Origin of the sequence: Lapillicoccus sp. (assembly GCF_025353065.1) — a bacterium.
In the GTDB taxonomy this organism is placed as follows: domain Bacteria; phylum Actinomycetota; class Actinomycetes; order Actinomycetales; family Dermatophilaceae; genus Lapillicoccus.
In genome coordinates, this window is the sequence record NZ_JANXRJ010000332.1 from 1 (window position 1) to 14,589 (window position 14,589).

Sequence of the window (14,589 nt, forward strand, 5' to 3'; positions counted from 1 at the left end):
CGCCAGACCACGACCTCAGCCAGTCTGGGCGGGGCGCCCACGATCCGGCGCGCAACATCCACGTCACACGCGGGGTCCATGCTGGGCTCATGACGACGCCCATGACGTTGCCGGAGCCGACCGAGCTGACCACCGAGCTGACCACCGAGCAGATGATCCACGCCGACCGGCGTGAGCCCGACGTCGCGCAGTTCGCGGCGGGGGTGTCCTCCGACGCGCAGCACACGGCCCTACGGGCGTCGGTCCGGCAGCTCGGCACCCTGCTCGGCGAGGCGCTCACCCGGCACGAGGGCCCGGAGCTGCTCGAGCTCGTCGAGCGGGTGCGGGCCCTTGCCCGGGAGCCCGAGGACGACGGCCTCCACGACCTGCTCGCCGAGGTGGACGACGCCCGTGCGGTCGTCCTCGCGCGGGCCTTCTCGGCCTACTTCCAGCTCGTCAACGTCACCGAGCAGCTGCACCGCTGGCAGGAGCTGACCCGCGACACCGACGGTCCGCTGATGTCGGCCGCGGGCCGGATCGGCGCGGCCCTCGAGGCCGGCACCGTCGACCACGAGCTCGTCACCGACGTCGTCGCGCGACTGGAGTACCGGCCCGTCTTCACCGCCCATCCCACCGAGGCCAGCCGGCGGTCGGTGCTCGACCTGCTGCGCAAGATCGCCGACCTCGTGCTCGCGAGCGAGGACCCGCGGCGCCGCCGGGCGGACGTCCCCCGTGACGAGCGTCGCCTCGCCGAGCTCGTCGACCTGCTCTGGCAGACCGACGAGCTGCGCGTCGCCCGGCCCGACCCGGTGGACGAGGCCCGCACCGCGCTCTACTACCTCCGGTCCATCGCCGACGAGGTGGTGCCCGGCCTGCTCGAGGAGCTCGACCGCGCGCTCGCCAGCATCGGTGTCGCGCTGCCGCCCGCGACCCGGCCGCTGCGGTTCGGCACCTGGGCCGGTGGCGACCGGGACGGCAACCCCAACGTCACGCCCGCCGTCACCCTCGAGGTCCTCGGCCTGCAGCACGCCACCGGCCTGCGGGTCCTGGCCGGCATGGTCGAGGAGGTCCTCACCGAGATGTCGCCCTCGACGCGGGTCATCGACGTGACGGAGGCGCTCGCCGCGAGCATCGAGGGCGACGCCGCGGCGCTCCCCATCACCTACGGCACCGTGAAACGGCTGAACGCCGAGGAGCCCTATCGGCTCAAGCTGACCTTCGTCCGGGTCCGCCTCCTGCGCACCCGCGACCGGCTGACGGCGGGCACTCCCCACGAGCCCGGCCGCGACTACCTCGACATCGACGAGCTGCTCGCCGACCTCACCCTCGTCCGCGAGTCGATGCTCGCCGGCGGCGACCTCCTGACGGCCGACGGCGCGATCCTTCGGCTCATCCGCAGTGCCACGGCGATGGGCGTCGGCCTCGCGACCCTCGACATCCGCGAGCACAGCGAGAAGCACCACGCCGCGCTCGCCGTCCTCTACGACCGGCTCGGCGAGCTCGAGACCCCGTATGCCGCGCTCGACCGCCCCGCGCGAACTCGCCTGCTGTCGAAGGAGATGGCCGGCCGGAGGCCGCTCGTCGGAGCCGTCCACACCGACCTCGCCGAGGACGCGCGCGGCGTCCTCGACCTGTTCGACACGATCCGCCGGGCCCTCGACACCTTCGGTCCCGAGGCGGTCCAGACCTACATCGTCTCGATGACGCACGACATCGACGACATCTTCGCGGTCGTCGTGCTCGCCCGGGAGGCCGGGCTCGTCGACCCCGGTGACGACGAGACCCCGGCGAGCGCCCGGATCGGGTTCGCGCCGCTGCTCGAGACCGTGGCCGAGCTCGAGGCCGCCGGCCCGCTCGTCGACGCGCTGCTGAGCGACCCGGCATACCGGCGGGTGCTCGCGGCGCGCGGCGACGTGCAGGAGATCATGCTCGGCTACTCCGACTCCTCCAAGGACGCGGGCATCGCCGCGTCGCAGTGGCAGATCCACCGGGCCCAGCGGGCGCTGCGCGACGTGGCCCGCCGGCACGGCGTGGTCCTGCGGCTCTTCCACGGTCGCGGCGGGTCCGTCGGGCGAGGGGGCGGCCCGACCGCGCAGGCCATCCTGTCGCAGCCCTACGGCAGCCTCGACGGACCGATCAAGATCACCGAGCAGGGCGAGGTCATCTCCGACAAGTACACCCTGCCGGGCCTCGGCCGCTGGAACCTCGAGGGGGCGCTCGCGGCGGTGCTCGAGGCGTCCGTCCTCCACCGGACCTCGCTGCTTCCGCAGGAGGTCCTCACCGGCTGGAACGACACGATGGACCTGGTGGCCGGCCGGGGTCAGGAGGTCTACCGCGAGCTCGTCCGCGACCCCGGGCTGGTGCCGTTCTTCGTCGCGGCGACCCCCGTCGACGAGCTCGGCAAGCTCAACATCGGGTCCCGTCCCGCCAAGCGTCCCGGCGGCGCCGGCGGGCTCGACGACCTGCGGGCCATTCCCTGGGTGTTCGGCTGGACGCAGTCGCGGATGATCATCCCCGGCTGGTTCGGGGTCGGGAGCGGTCTGGCCGCCGCGCGGGAGGACGGCCGCGGGCAGGTCCTGCAGGAGATGTACGGCTCGTGGAGCTTCTTCCGCACCTTCCTGTCCAACGTGCAGATGACCCTCGCCAAGACCGACCTCGGCATCGCCGCGCGCTATGTGCGGACCCTCGTGCCGGCCGACTCGGCGGGGCTCTTCGAGCTCATCCGCGAGGAGCACGAGCGCACCGTCACCGAGGTGCTCCGGGTGACCGGTCAGGGGGCGCTGCTCGAGTCGGCCCCGGTCCTGCGGCGCACGCTCGAGCTGCGCGACAGCTATCTCGCGCCGCTGCACGCGCTGCAGGCCACGCTGCTCGCGCGGCTGCGCGCCGCCGGTGAGACCCGCGAGCCCGACGCCGACCTGCAGCGGGCACTGCTGCTCACCATCAACGGCATCGCGGCGGGGCTGCGCAACACCGGGTAGAACCGCCGTTGCCGGTCGCGCTAGAGGGTCCTCGGGTTAGGGTCGCCTCGACAGGCGTCGCCTGTTCGGGGGCGGCTCGGTGACGAAGGAGTTGCGATGGCTGTGGATGTGTCGACCCGTCCGGAGGCAGGCACTGCTGGTTCCCCCCAGGGCAGTGGCGACGGCGACGAGAACGACGTCGCTGCCCCGCTGGACTCCTTGCTGGCCGAGGCCGTGTTCAACCCCTTGCGACGGTTCAACCCCGGTCTGCCCGGGCTGCGGATGGGTGCGCAGCTGGCTGCCCGACCGATGCTGCTGGGACGAGCCGCCACCTCCACGGCCGCCGAGCTGGCGCGGGTGGTGCTCGGGACCTCGACGGCGGCCTCGGCGCCGAAGGACCGCCGCTTCACCGACCCGGCGTGGAGCGACAACCCGGTGCTGCACCGCGTGCTCCAGGCCTACCTCGTCGCCGGCCGGGCCGCGACGGAGCTGGTGTCGGACGCCGACCTGGACTGGGAGGACCACGAGCGGCTCGCCTTCGTCGCCCAGAACATCGTCGAGGCCCTCAGCCCGAGCAACAACCCGGTGCTCAACCCGGCGGCGCTCAAGGCGGGGCTGGACAGCGGGGGCGCGAGCTATCTGCGGGGGGTGCGGAACTTCGCCCGTGACATGGCGGTCAAGCCACGGGTGCCGAGCATGGTCGACACCACGGCGTTCGCCGTCGGGGACAACCTCGCCGTCACTCCGGGGTCCGTGGTGCTGCGCACCGAGGTCTTCGAGCTCATCCAGTACACGCCCCAGACGGCCCGGGTCCGCACGACGCCGCTCCTGATGGTCCCGCCGACCATCAACAAGTACTACGTGGCCGACCTCGCCCCGGGACGAAGCATGGTGGAGCACTTCGTCGCGTCGGGCCAGCAGGTGTTCATGGTGTCCTGGCGCAACCCCGACCGGCCGCAGGCCGACTGGGGGCTCGACGCCTACGTTGCCGCGGTGATCGAGGCGCTGGGGGCCGTCGAGGACATCTGCCGGACCACGAAGACGGTGCTGTTCTCGCTGTGCGCCGGCGGGATCATCTCGTCGCTGGCCCTGGCCCACCTCGTGGCGACGGGGCAGGAGCACCGCCTGGCCGGGTTCGCGCTGGGAGTCACCCTGCTCGACCAGTCGCGAGCGGGGCTGATGTCGTCGCTGACGAGTCGACAGGTCGCCACGGTCGCGGCGGCCAAGTCGCGCGCGGACGGATATCTCGACGGTCGCTCGCTGGCGGAGGTCTTCGCGTGGCTGCGACCCGGGGACCTGGTCTGGAACTACTGGGTCAACAACTACCTGCTCGGCAAGCAGCCCCCCGCCTTCGACGTCCTCTACTGGAACGCCGACACCACCCGGATGGCGGCGAAGCTGCATGCGGACTTCCTCGACCTCGCGGTCACCAACGCCCTGACCCGACCGGGGGAGACCTCCGTGCTCGGTACGCCGGTGGACCTGTCCGCGGTGACCGTCGACTCCTACGTGATCGCCGGTGTCGCCGACCACATCTGCCCGTGGACCAGCTGTTACCGCAGCGTCCGGATGCTCGGGGGCCACAGCCGTTTCGTGCTCTCCACCAGCGGTCACATCGCCGCCCTCGTCAACCCTCCGGGCAACCCCAAGGCCAGCTACCGGGCCAGTGACGACACGCCGGACGACCCGCAGGAGTTCCTCGGCGCGGTGGAACCCACCCCGGGCACCTGGTGGACCGACTTCGTGGTCTGGCTGACGGCCCGCTCGGGGCGTCAGAAGGCCGCGCCGAAGACGTTGGGCAGCGCGCGGCACCCGGTCGTGGTCGCGGCACCCGGCACCTACGTGTACGCGACGTGAAGAAGCAGGCCCCGCGAACCCCGGCCACCCGCACCCGGGTCGTCGTCGACGGGCTAGGGATCGAGGTCTCGACCCGCGGCCGCGGTCGCCCCCTGCTGCTCGTGATGGGGTTGGGGGGCAACCTCGGGATGTGGGAGCCCCTCGAGCAGGAGCTGGTGCCGCTGGGGTTCCGCACCATCACCTTCGACTCGCCGGGCACCGGGGGCTCCGACGGGTGGCGGCTCCCGCGCCGGATGCCGTCCGTCGCGCGGGTGGTCGAACACCTGTTGACCGCCCTCGGTGAGGAGCAGGTCGACGTCCTGGGGGTCTCGCTCGGGGGAGCCATCGCCCAGCAGCTCGCCCACCAGGCCCCCGACCGGATCGACCGACTGGTGCTCGCCTCCACCATGCCCGGCCTCGGCGGGGTCCCCGGCTCGCCGACGGTCCTGCTCCAGATGAGCACCCCACGGCGCTACCGCGACCCGGCCTACTTCGCGACGATCGCCGGCGCCCTCTACGGCGGCCGCTCACGGGAGGGCGGACCGCCGCCGGAGATCGCGGTCGACCGGTTCGCGCGCCCGCCCACCTGGAGCGGGTACCTGCACCAGCTGTATGCCATCCAGGGCTGGAGCAGCATGCCGTGGCTGCACCGGATCCGGCACTCGACCCTGATCATGTCCGGCGACGACGACCCCATCATCCCGCTCATCAACGCACGGATCCTGGCCTGGCTGATCCCGCGGGCCCGGTTGCACGTCGTCCGCGGTGGGGGCCACCTCTTCCTCCTCGAGGAGCCGCGCAGCTCCGCCGAGCTGATCGCCGAGTTCCTCACCGCCGGACGGGAGACCGTCCGCGCGAGGCCGAGGTCCCGGGCGCGCACCAGGTCCGAGCCCCAGGGATAGGTATGCCGCCCGGCCGCCCCGGCCGCGCGGCATACCCGGTGGTGTCAGAGGTGGGGCATAGGCTGGCCCGCGTGTACGAAGGAGTGGTCCAGGACCTGATCGACGAGCTCGGGCGGTTGCCCAACGTCGGTCCCAAGAGCGCGCAACGGATCGCCTTCCACATCCTGCAGGCCGACCCGGCCGACGTCACCCGGCTCGCGGAGGTGCTCCTCGAGGTCAAGGACAAGGCCCGCTTCTGCGACCGGTGCGGCAACGTCTCGCAGGACTCCCTGTGCCGGATCTGCGCCGACCCGCGCCGTGACCAGACCTCCATCTGCGTCGTCGAGGAGGCCAAGGACGTCGTCGCCGTCGAGCGCACCCGGGAGTTCCGGGGGCTCTACCACGTGCTCGGCGGGGCGATCTCGCCGATGGACGGCGTCGGTCCCGAGGACCTGCGCATCGCCGAGCTCATGTCCCGGCTGTCCGACGGCACGGTGACCGAGATCATCATCGCCACCGACCCCAACATCCAGGGCGAGGCGACAGCGACCTATCTCTCGCGCTTCCTCAAGCACATGGGCATCGTCATCACCCGCCCCGCGTCGGGCCTGCCGGTCGGCGGCGACCTCGAGTATGCCGACGAGGTCACCCTGGGCCGGGCCTTCGAGGGACGGCGAGCGGTCAATGACTGACCGGGCCCCGACCGCAGCGGAGCAGCACGCGCGAGAGGAGCAGCAGGAGCTGCTGCTGCTCGCGGCGGACTCCGCCCGCGACGCCCGCACCTATCTCGGCACCGTCCGGCAGGTCGCGTCCGGGGCGGCCGCCGACACGGCGATCCCCGTCCTGCTGCTCGCGACCTCCCAGCTGCTGCTCGCGGGCTCGCGGCTCGGCGCGATCCAGGACATCGTCCTGGTCGAGCGCTACGAGCCCGACCCCGGCCCCGATCCCGACCTCGACCCCCTCCTCGACGGGCTCGCCAACCTCCTCGAGGGGCTCGACGACTACGCCGACGTCGTCGACCCGGTCACCGCGGCCGAGCTGACGCGGGGGTCCCTGTCGAACGACATCGTCGAGATCGCGGCGGCGCTCAGCCACGGCCTCGAGCACTACGACGCCGGCCGCCACATCGAGGCCCTGTGGTGGTGGCAGTTCAGCTACCTCTCCACGTGGGGCGACCGGGCCGCGAGCTCGCTGCGGGTCCTCCAGTCGGTGCTGGCGCACCTGCGCCTCGACGTCGACGAGGAGATCGTCGGCGAGGCCGAGTTCGACGCCCTGCACCCGTAGGCCGCCGGACGTCTCACCACCCGGTTGTCCGGCGGGGTGCCGGGCCCCGGCGCGGATAAACTGGGTCCTCCGCCCGTCCCTCCCCAGGAGCAGTGTCCGTTGAGTCTGGTCGTCCAGAAGTACGGCGGTTCGTCGGTGGCCGATGCCGAGAGCATCAAGCGCGTCGCGCGGCGGATCGTCGAGACCCGCAAGGCCGGCAACGGTGTCTGCGTCGTCGTCTCCGCCATGGGTGACACGACCGACGAGCTGCTCGCCCTGGCGCAGCAGGTGACGCCGCTGCCGCCGGGTCGCGAGCTGGACATGCTCCTCACCTCGGGCGAACGGATCTCGATGGCGCTGCTCGCCATGGCGATCGCCAACCTCGGCCACGAAGCCCGCTCGTTCACCGGCTCGCAGGCGGGCGTCATCACCGACGCGGTCCACGGCAAGGCCCGCATCATCGACGTGACCCCCGGGCGGATCCAGACCGCCCTCGACGCCGGCCACATCGCCATCGTGGCGGGCTTCCAGGGCGTCAGCGTCGACACGAAGGACATCACCACCCTCGGGCGTGGTGGGTCCGACACGACCGCCGTCGCCCTCGCGGCGGCGCTCGGAGCCGACGTCTGCGAGATCTACACCGACGTGGACGGGGTCTTCACCGCCGACCCCCGCATCGTGTCCTCGGCCCGCAAGATCGTCGTCCTCTCCAACGAGGAGATGCTCGAGATGGCGGCCTGCGGGGCCAAGATCCTCCACCTGCGCTGCGTCGAGTACGCCCGTCGCTTCGACATGCCCATCCACGTCCGGTCGTCGTTCTCCCCCCACGAGGGCACCTGGATCACCGACACGGCCTATACCCAGGTCGGATCTGAAGGAGAGACCGTGGAAGCCCCGATCATCGCCGGCGTCGCGCACGACCGCAGCGAGGCCAAGATCACCGTCGTCGGGGTCCCCGACCGGGCGGGCATGGCCGCCAACATCTTCAAGGCCGTCGCCGAGGCCGAGATCAACATCGACATGATCGTGCAGAACGTGTCGGCGTCGGAGACCGGGCTCACCGACATCTCCTTCACGCTGCCGAAGACCGACGGTCAGGTGGCCGTCCAGGCGCTGACGCGGATCCAGCAGCAGGTCGGCTTCGCGACGATCCTCTACGACGACCACATCGGCAAGCTCTCGCTCGTCGGTGCCGGGATGCGTTCTCACCCGGGCGTTTCCGCGACGCTGTTCCAGGCGCTCGCCGACACCGGCGTCAACATCGAGATGATCTCCACCTCGGAGATCCGGGTCTCGGTCGTCACCCGCGACGACCAGCTCGACGACGCGGTCCGCGCCGTCCACACCGCGTTCGGCCTCGACTCCTCCGGCGGAGAGGCCGTCGTCTACGGAGGGACCGGCCGATGAGCACCGCAGACCGCAGCACCAGGCCCACGCTCGCCCTGGTCGGCGCCACCGGCGCCGTCGGCACGGTGATGCGCCAGATCCTCTCGACCCGCGAGGACGTCTGGGGCGAGATCCGTCTCGTCGCCTCCGCCCGGTCCGCCGGCAAGCTGCTCGAGGTGCGCGGCGAGCTGGTCGCGGTCCAGGCCCTGGCGCCCGAGGTCTTCGACGGCGTCGACGTCGCGATGTTCGACGTGCCGGACGAGGTCTCGGCGCAGTGGGCGCCGATCGCAGCCGCGCGAGGGGTCGTCGTCGTCGACAACTCCGGCACCTTCCGGATGGACCCCGACGTGCCGCTGGTCGTCCCCGAGGTCAACCCCGCGGCCGCGAGCCGCCGGCCCAAGGGCATCATCGCCAACCCCAACTGCACCACGCTGACCATGATGGACGCCCTCGGCGCGCTCCACCGCCGGTGGACGCTGACCGAGCTGGTCGTCGCGTCCTACCAGGCCGCCTCGGGCGCCGGGCAGGCCGGCATCGACCGCCTCTACGACGAGCTCGCGGTCGTCGGCGGCGACCGCACGCTCGGCCAGCAGGCCGGCGACGTCCGGGCCGCGATCGCCGACAAGCTCGGTATGCAGCCGGGCGACTCGCCCTTCCCCGCGCCGCTCGCGCTCAACGTCGTCCCCTGGGCCGGGTCGCCCCGGGAGGGCGGCTGGTCGTCGGAGGAGCTGAAGGTCCGCAACGAGTCGCGCAAGATCCTCGAGATCCCCGACCTCAAGGTGTCGGCGACCTGCGTCCGCGTGCCGGTGGTCACGACCCACTCGCTCGCGGTGCACGCCGTCTTCGCGGAGGACATCACCGTCGCCGAGGCCCGGCAGGCCCTGGTCGAGGCGCCCAGCCTCGTCGTCATCGACGACCCCGAGTCCGGCGAGATCCTCACTCCCGCAGACGTGGTCGGCTCCGACCCGACCTTCGTCGGCCGGCTCCGCCAGGCCCTCGACTTCCCCAACACCCTGGATCTCTTCCTCTGCGGCGACAACCTCCGCAAGGGCGCGGCGCTCAACACCGCGCAGATCGCCGAGCTCGTCGCCCGGGAGCTCACCGGCTGACACTCGGCCCGGACCCACCGCTCGACGGGACGGTCCCCTCGGCGCCACCGGGGTTGCATCGGCTGGCCTGCATCGCGGACTGCGACACGACGGGTCGCCACGGCTCGAGGTTCCAGGACGTCTTGTCAGGCTCGACGATCCGGGCGAAGGTCCAGTGGCAGTCGAACTGGGCCTGCATCCCCGGGGTGCCCGCGTCCGCGGCATACCGGAGCACCTCGGTCCATGCCTCGGCCCTGCCGGAGAGGGCAGCGATCCGACCGGCGGGCGTGGGGTAGACGCGCAGGGTGCGGCCCCGGGAGTCCGAGATCCACGCCACCCGCGCGATGTAGGGCGGCGCGGCAGCGGCGGGTCTCGACGGGGAGGCGCTCACCACCACAGGCACGGTGGGGCGGGAGGAGGTGACCGAGGTGGCGCGACCGGACGTGGTCGTGCAGCCGGTGGCCAGCAGCGCGCTGGTCATCGCCAGGCCGGCTGCGCGGCGGCGCCGGCCGGGGGAGGTCATCGTGACGGGTCGCCGACCACGACGTCGACCACCGTGACGTCGACCGGGACGACGATCCCGAGGGTGTCGGTCAGCGTCGCCTCAACCAGCGTCCGCACCCGGTCGCCCAGCACCCGCAGGTCGGTGCCGTAACCCGCGACGAGCTCCACCCGGACGCCCACGCAGTCACGACCGTCCAGGACCAGGGAGAGGGTTTCTGCCGCAGCCTCCGGTATGCCGGAGAGTCCCCTGCGCAGGGCGTCGACGACCACCCGGTCGGACACGACCAACGTGTCCACCTGAGTGAAAGTCGTTGTGCCGGAAAGATCTGCGACGTGGGCCCGAACGGACCTGCTCACCAGCGAGCTGCGCCGCACCCGGTCGCGGACGCCCGACGCGACGGCCGGCCACTCGGCGGACTCCTGCTCGGCGCGGTCCTGGAACGCGTCCACCGCGCGACTCATGATCTCGTCGTCCGTGGTCATCGCCATGCCTCCAGTCTCTGCGTCAGGGACACCCGTGCGCGAGCCAGCTGGCCACGCACCGCGTCCGGGGTCATCCTCAGGGCCTCGGCGGCCTCGACGGTGGTCAGCCCCTCGACCTGGGTGAGCAGCCACGCGGCGCGCTGCCGATCCGGCAGGGCGGCCAGGGCCTGCGCCAGCTCGGTGAAGAAGACCGCCTCTTCGGGGTTGCTGCGGGCGCTCCGGTCGATCGTGTCATGGCCCGGCCGGGTCATCAGATCGGGATCCATCGGCTCCGGGCGTCGGCGGCGCAGGGTGTCCCGCGCCTTGTGGCTCGCGATCCCGAAGAGCCAGGTCGACAGCGTCGAGCGGCCGTCGAAGCGGTCGATCGAGCGCCACGCGGCCACGAAGGCCTCCTGGACGACGTCCTGCGCCTCGCCGTGGTCGCGCACCATCCGGCGCACGAAGCGGTAGAGCGCCGGGCCGTGCCGCTCGACGATGGCCCCGAAGGCCTCGCGGTCGCCGAGCCGCGCGGACCGCACGAGCGCAGCGTCGGACAAGGACGTCGGCCCCGACGCCGACGTCGGCCCCGATGCCGAGGTCACCGACCGATCTGCCACTGCCCTGCCCGTCTCCCGAACCTGACGCGTCGACCCACCCGTACCCCTCACGGAAGGCGGGCGGGCCGGCGATCCTGCGTCGAGGGTATGCCGCCCGGGTATGTGGCTCAGATCACGAGGTCGTCCGCGTGCGGATGGACCGCATCGGCGCGACCCACCTTTCGAGACACCATCAACCAGAGAACGAGAAAGAGGAACCACCCCATGCCTGAGACCGCCACCACCGACACCGGCAAGAACGCCCAGCCGGCTGCTGCCGCCGCGACCCCCGTCTCCACGGCCGCCGCGAGCTCACGCAGGTCGACCGCGCCCAGCACGGACACCTCGGCCCAGACCGATAGCACCGCCGGTGACGACGGGGTGGGGAGCGCCGTCGCCGCCACCCAGGGCAAGACGGTCATCGCCGACATCGTCGTCTCCAAGATCGCGGGGATCGCGGCCCGCGAGATCGACGGTGTCCACGACCTCGGTGGCGGCACGGCCCGCGTCGTCGGTCAGCTGCGCGAACGGATCCCGGGTGGTCGCACCAACCTCTCGCAGGGCGTCGGCGTCGAGGTCGGGGAGCGTCAGGCCGCCGTCGACATCGACATCGTGGCCGACTACGGCGTGGCCATCGCCGACCTCGCCGAGGGCATCCGCCAGAACGTCATCGCCGCCGTGCAGCGGATGACCGGACTCGAGGTGACCGAGGTCAACGTCACCGTCCACGACGTGTTCCTCGACGACGAGGACGGCTCCGACGGCGAGTCCGCTCCCGCTGTCTCCCGAGTGCAGTGAGCACCCCGAGGTGAACGTCCCCGAGACGCGGGACACCCCCGCCACGACATCCGACCTCGCCGACCGATCCGACCCCGCCGACCGCGCCGACCGCGCCGACCGCGCCGATCTCGTCGACGCGGTGGCGAGCGCGGTGCGCGCCGTCCCCGGTGTGGCCGACCTGCACGCCGGCGTGTTCGGGGAGGTCGGGACCTACCTGCCCGGGCGTCGGGTCGCGGGCATCACCATCGGGCCCGGCGGAGCCGAGATCCACGTCGCCCTCCTGATCGGCTACCCGGTCCGCCAGACCGCTGCCCTGGTGCGTGCCGCCGTCGCTCCCCTCACGGGGGGACCGGTGCACGTCACCGTCGAGGACGTCGTCGCCGACCCCGGGCCGGACCCCGATCCGGCCAGCGGGCCGGCGGCGACCCCCACCGGGCCGGCCGGTCCCGTCGATGGCCCCGGGACCACCGGTGGCGGTGCGTGAGCCCGGTCCGGGATGCCGATCGCGCCAGGACCGCCGCCCGGCGCGCCGTGGCCCGCAGGCTCCACCCGGACATGGGCGGCGACACCGCGGCATACCTGGACGCCCTGGCGGCACTCGATGCCGCACCGGCCTGGCGGCCCGTCCCGGCGGCGCCGGTCACGTTCCGGCGCACCCGCTGGTCACGTGCCCGATCCGGTCTGCGCCGGCAGCGCCGCCGCTGGCTCGCTCGTCATCGATCCTCCCGCTACACCGAACTGTGAGCCACCCCCCACAACCCCCTTCCATCCTCGGAGACATCTCATGAGCACTGCCACCATCGGCCTCCTGGTCGGACTCCTCCTCGCGATCGCCGCAGCCGCCGGAGGCTTCGTCGGCTTCCTCGTCGCGGTCATCCTCGGGGGCGCCGGTTGGGCGATCGGCGCCCAGATCGAGGGCCGGCTCGACCTGGCCGAGATGTTGCGTGGACGCCGTGGCTGACAGCCTGCTGGACGCACCCGCCACCCGAGGTCGGCTCGTGATCCGGGACCGGGTCATCGAGCAGATCGCGCGGAGGTCCGCTCGCGACGTCGAGGGCGTGGCGCCCGCCCAGACCGGCACGTGGGGGTCGCTCACGCGACAACAGTCTCCCCGCGTCGACGTCACCCGGGCCGGTGACCGCATCCGGGTCACGGTCCACGTCGCCGTGGCCTGGCCGGAGCCACTGGCCCGCGTCGCGACCGAGGTGCGTTCGGCCGTCACCGCCCAGCTCACCGCCTCGACCGCGCTCACCGTCGAACGGGTCGACGTGCGCGTCGACTCCACCCCCGACCTCATCGCCGACTCCCCCCGAAGGAGGGTCCAGTGACCACCACGTCCACCGAGACGACCACGACGTCCCCCGAAACGACTGCGCTGCAGTCTGGTTCGCGGATCGAGTCGTGGGGCGCGGACGTGCCCCCGGCGTCGCCGCCGGTGGCTGCGCCGGCTGCGGCAGCCACCGGGATCATCGTCGCCCTCGTCCTCCTGGGACTCGGCGTCGTCGGGATCCGGGACGCGCTCGCCGCCGCGGGGGCGCTCAAGGGAACGTTGTGGACGGTCACCGCGGCCGAGGCCGTCTCCGGGTCGAAGCCGACCGTGTGGGTGCTCGTCGGCGCCGTCGTCGCGGTGCTGCTCGGGCTCTGGTTCGTCGTCTCGGCGCTCCGACCACGGTCCTCCGTCGGCCTCCGGGTCTCGGCGACCTCATCGGTCTGGATCGCCCCGCGCGACGCCGCGCGGCTCTCCCTCGGGTCGGCGACGCAGGTGCCCGGCGTCACCGGTGCCACAGCCAGCGCGAGCCGTCGCCGGCTCGTCATCACCACTACCGGCGAGGCCACCGGCGTCGACCTCGAGTCCGCCGTCCGGGAGGCCGCGACCACGGCGCTCGCCGGGCTGGAGAACGCGCCCTCCGTGCGGGTCCGCGCCAAGGCTCCTCGTGTCGCACGGAGTGCGTCATGAGCCGCCGACTCGCCGGCTGGGACCGCCTCGTCAGCCTCGTCGTCGGGCTCGCGCTCCTCGTCTCCGGCGTCGGCGCGATCGCCTGGTATGCCGGGCGCCTGCCCCGGGTCGGACCCGTCCTCGACGTCGGCTGGCTCCCGAGCACCACGCACCAGCAGTGGTGGCCGTGGGCCTGCGCCGGCACGGGCGTCGTGCTCGTCGTGCTGAGCCTGCGCTGGCTGGTCGCCCACCTGCCCCACCGCCGTCCCAGCACCGTGGCGCTCGACGGCTCCGGTCAGGACGGCCGGCTCGAGGCCGACCTCGGCGTCGTCGCCGACCAGGCCGCGCAGGCCCTCGCCGCCCTCCCCGGTGTGACCTCGTCCACCGCCCACGCCGCCAGCGAGCGAGGGCGAGACGTCCTGGAGCTGGTGGCGACGATGTCCCGCGACGGTGACCTCGCGACGGTCGCGGCCGGTCTCGACGAGACCGTCGGCCACCTCGGGCGGGTGCTCGCCCCCGGGTGTCCGCCCGTCCGCGGCTGGGTGCGGGTGAGTCGCTCTTGACACCGTCCGTACCTCGATACGGGATCTTTTGCCACCTTCCGGACGTTTTGTCACTCAGGTGCAGCCCCGTCAGGGGACACCCCTGACCTTCTGACCCGGCTGTTCGGGATCTCCGACCAGTCGTCCGCTCCACGAAAGGAATCACCATGGGAATCATGGACAAGGCCAAGAACGCCGCCGAAGAGGCCGCCGGCAAGCTCAAGGAGGCCGCCGGCAAGGCGACCGACAACGAGCAGCTCGAGGCCGAGGGCCAGGGCGACCAGGCGTCGGCCGGTGCCAAGAAGGCCGGCGAGAACGTGAAGGACGCGGCCTCGAACCTCAAGGACGGCCTCACCAGCTGACGGTCGCGCCTCACCCT

The 14,589-nt window shown here is 72.5% G+C and carries 18 protein-coding genes; 15 read left to right on the forward strand and 3 right to left on the reverse strand.

The genetic code is table 11. The annotated features are described in order from the left end of the window. The first annotated feature begins 152 nt into the window (after positions 1–152). The 7 genes from ppc (at position 153) to Q0R63_RS24060 (ending at position 9,411) form a co-directional block, all read left to right on the forward strand. Positions 153–2,957 carry a phosphoenolpyruvate carboxylase gene (gene ppc, locus Q0R63_RS24030; RefSeq protein WP_295702887.1) on the forward strand — a complete coding sequence of 935 codons (2,805 nt, stop codon included), beginning with the start codon at positions 153–155 and terminating at the stop codon, positions 2,955–2,957. Positions 2,958–3,053: 96 nt separating this feature from the next. Further along, complete coding sequence (locus tag Q0R63_RS24035; protein ID WP_295702847.1) at positions 3,054–4,793, forward strand: alpha/beta fold hydrolase; 1,740 nt, start codon at positions 3,054–3,056, stop codon at positions 4,791–4,793. After that, positions 4,790–5,674 (forward strand): alpha/beta fold hydrolase, encoded by an 885-nt coding sequence (locus Q0R63_RS24040; protein ID WP_295702849.1) that lies wholly within the window; start codon positions 4,790–4,792, stop codon positions 5,672–5,674. The genes Q0R63_RS24035 and Q0R63_RS24040 overlap by 4 nt, the downstream gene beginning before the upstream one ends. Before the next feature lie 71 nt (positions 5,675–5,745). Further along, complete coding sequence (gene recR, locus Q0R63_RS24045) at positions 5,746–6,345, forward strand: recombination mediator RecR (RefSeq protein ID WP_295702853.1); 600 nt, start codon at positions 5,746–5,748, stop codon at positions 6,343–6,345. Beyond that, a complete protein-coding gene (locus tag Q0R63_RS24050; RefSeq protein WP_295702855.1) occupies positions 6,338–6,937 on the forward strand; it encodes a DUF5063 domain-containing protein in 600 nt (199 codons plus the stop codon). The genes recR and Q0R63_RS24050 overlap by 8 nt, the downstream gene beginning before the upstream one ends. Before the next feature lie 99 nt (positions 6,938–7,036). After that, positions 7,037–8,323, forward strand: a complete 1,287-nt coding sequence (locus tag Q0R63_RS24055; protein ID WP_295702858.1) for an aspartate kinase — start codon at positions 7,037–7,039, stop codon at positions 8,321–8,323. Further along, complete coding sequence (locus Q0R63_RS24060) at positions 8,320–9,411, forward strand: aspartate-semialdehyde dehydrogenase (RefSeq protein WP_295702860.1); 1,092 nt, start codon at positions 8,320–8,322, stop codon at positions 9,409–9,411. The genes Q0R63_RS24055 and Q0R63_RS24060 overlap by 4 nt, the downstream gene beginning before the upstream one ends. Here Q0R63_RS24060 and Q0R63_RS24065 read toward each other — a convergent pair. Genes Q0R63_RS24065 through Q0R63_RS24075 form a run of 3 tightly spaced genes read right to left on the reverse strand, consistent with a single transcriptional unit; the run spans position 9,401 to position 10,958 of the window. After that, the gene (locus tag Q0R63_RS24065; RefSeq protein ID WP_295702863.1) at positions 9,401–9,913 is read right to left on the reverse strand and encodes a DUF2599 domain-containing protein; all 513 of its coding nucleotides are present in this window, start codon (positions 9,911–9,913) and stop codon (positions 9,401–9,403) included. The two genes, Q0R63_RS24060 and Q0R63_RS24065, sit on opposite strands and share 11 nt — an antisense overlap. Next, entirely contained in the window at positions 9,910–10,383 is a 474-nt protein-coding gene (locus Q0R63_RS24070; protein ID WP_295702866.1) for a hypothetical protein, read from the reverse strand. The genes Q0R63_RS24065 and Q0R63_RS24070 overlap by 4 nt, the downstream gene beginning before the upstream one ends. Then, complete coding sequence (locus tag Q0R63_RS24075) at positions 10,374–10,958, reverse strand: sigma-70 family RNA polymerase sigma factor (protein WP_295702868.1); 585 nt, start codon at positions 10,956–10,958, stop codon at positions 10,374–10,376. The genes Q0R63_RS24070 and Q0R63_RS24075 overlap by 10 nt, the downstream gene beginning before the upstream one ends. Before the next feature lie 219 nt (positions 10,959–11,177). On the opposite strand from Q0R63_RS24075, the gene Q0R63_RS24080 reads away from it, so the two are divergent. The 8 genes from Q0R63_RS24080 to Q0R63_RS24115 all read left to right on the forward strand — a co-directional run bounded on the left by Q0R63_RS24080 (position 11,178) and on the right by Q0R63_RS24115 (position 14,572). Next, positions 11,178–11,750, forward strand: coding sequence for an Asp23/Gls24 family envelope stress response protein (locus Q0R63_RS24080; RefSeq protein WP_295702871.1), 573 nt, complete (start codon positions 11,178–11,180; stop codon positions 11,748–11,750). A 10-nt stretch (positions 11,751–11,760) separates the two neighbouring features. Then, the gene (locus Q0R63_RS24085) at positions 11,761–12,216 is read left to right on the forward strand and encodes a hypothetical protein (protein ID WP_295702873.1); all 456 of its coding nucleotides are present in this window, start codon (positions 11,761–11,763) and stop codon (positions 12,214–12,216) included. Then, positions 12,213–12,476, forward strand: a complete 264-nt coding sequence (locus Q0R63_RS24090; protein ID WP_295702875.1) for a hypothetical protein — start codon at positions 12,213–12,215, stop codon at positions 12,474–12,476. Before Q0R63_RS24085 ends, Q0R63_RS24090 begins: the two co-directional genes overlap by 4 nt. 40 nt (positions 12,477–12,516) lie before the next feature. After that, positions 12,517–12,693, forward strand: coding sequence for a DUF2273 domain-containing protein (locus tag Q0R63_RS24095; protein ID WP_295702877.1), 177 nt, complete (start codon positions 12,517–12,519; stop codon positions 12,691–12,693). Continuing rightward, positions 12,677–13,060 (forward strand): Asp23/Gls24 family envelope stress response protein, encoded by a 384-nt coding sequence (locus tag Q0R63_RS24100; RefSeq protein ID WP_295702879.1) that lies wholly within the window; start codon positions 12,677–12,679, stop codon positions 13,058–13,060. The genes Q0R63_RS24095 and Q0R63_RS24100 overlap by 17 nt, the downstream gene beginning before the upstream one ends. Beyond that, positions 13,057–13,689 (forward strand): DUF6286 domain-containing protein, encoded by a 633-nt coding sequence (locus Q0R63_RS24105; RefSeq protein ID WP_295702881.1) that lies wholly within the window; start codon positions 13,057–13,059, stop codon positions 13,687–13,689. Before Q0R63_RS24100 ends, Q0R63_RS24105 begins: the two co-directional genes overlap by 4 nt. After that, positions 13,686–14,231 (forward strand): hypothetical protein, encoded by a 546-nt coding sequence (locus Q0R63_RS24110; protein WP_295702883.1) that lies wholly within the window; start codon positions 13,686–13,688, stop codon positions 14,229–14,231. The genes Q0R63_RS24105 and Q0R63_RS24110 overlap by 4 nt, the downstream gene beginning before the upstream one ends. Before the next feature lie 146 nt (positions 14,232–14,377). Further along, positions 14,378–14,572, forward strand: a complete 195-nt coding sequence (locus Q0R63_RS24115; protein ID WP_295702885.1) for a CsbD family protein — start codon at positions 14,378–14,380, stop codon at positions 14,570–14,572. Positions 14,573–14,589: the final 17 nt, after the last annotated feature.

Excerpts from the sequence above, each read along its gene's own strand:
- ppc (WP_295702887.1), top strand. The coding sequence starts at position 153 with ATGATCCACGCCGACCGGCGTGAGCCCGACGTCGCGCAGTTCGCGGCG.
- Q0R63_RS24035 (WP_295702847.1), top strand. The coding sequence starts at position 3,054 with ATGGCTGTGGATGTGTCGACCCGTCCGGAGGCAGGCACTGCTGGTTCC.
- Q0R63_RS24050 (WP_295702855.1), top strand. The coding sequence starts at position 6,338 with ATGACTGACCGGGCCCCGACCGCAGCGGAGCAGCACGCGCGAGAGGAG.
- Q0R63_RS24060 (WP_295702860.1), top strand. The coding sequence starts at position 8,320 with ATGAGCACCGCAGACCGCAGCACCAGGCCCACGCTCGCCCTGGTCGGC.
- Q0R63_RS24065 (WP_295702863.1), bottom strand. The coding sequence starts at position 9,913 with ATGACCTCCCCCGGCCGGCGCCGCCGCGCAGCCGGCCTGGCGATGACC.
- Q0R63_RS24070 (WP_295702866.1), bottom strand. The coding sequence starts at position 10,383 with ATGGCGATGACCACGGACGACGAGATCATGAGTCGCGCGGTGGACGCG.
- Q0R63_RS24080 (WP_295702871.1), top strand. The coding sequence starts at position 11,178 with ATGCCTGAGACCGCCACCACCGACACCGGCAAGAACGCCCAGCCGGCT.
- Q0R63_RS24095 (WP_295702877.1), top strand. The coding sequence starts at position 12,517 with ATGAGCACTGCCACCATCGGCCTCCTGGTCGGACTCCTCCTCGCGATC.
- Q0R63_RS24110 (WP_295702883.1), top strand. The coding sequence starts at position 13,686 with ATGAGCCGCCGACTCGCCGGCTGGGACCGCCTCGTCAGCCTCGTCGTC.
- Q0R63_RS24115 (WP_295702885.1), top strand. The coding sequence starts at position 14,378 with ATGGGAATCATGGACAAGGCCAAGAACGCCGCCGAAGAGGCCGCCGGC.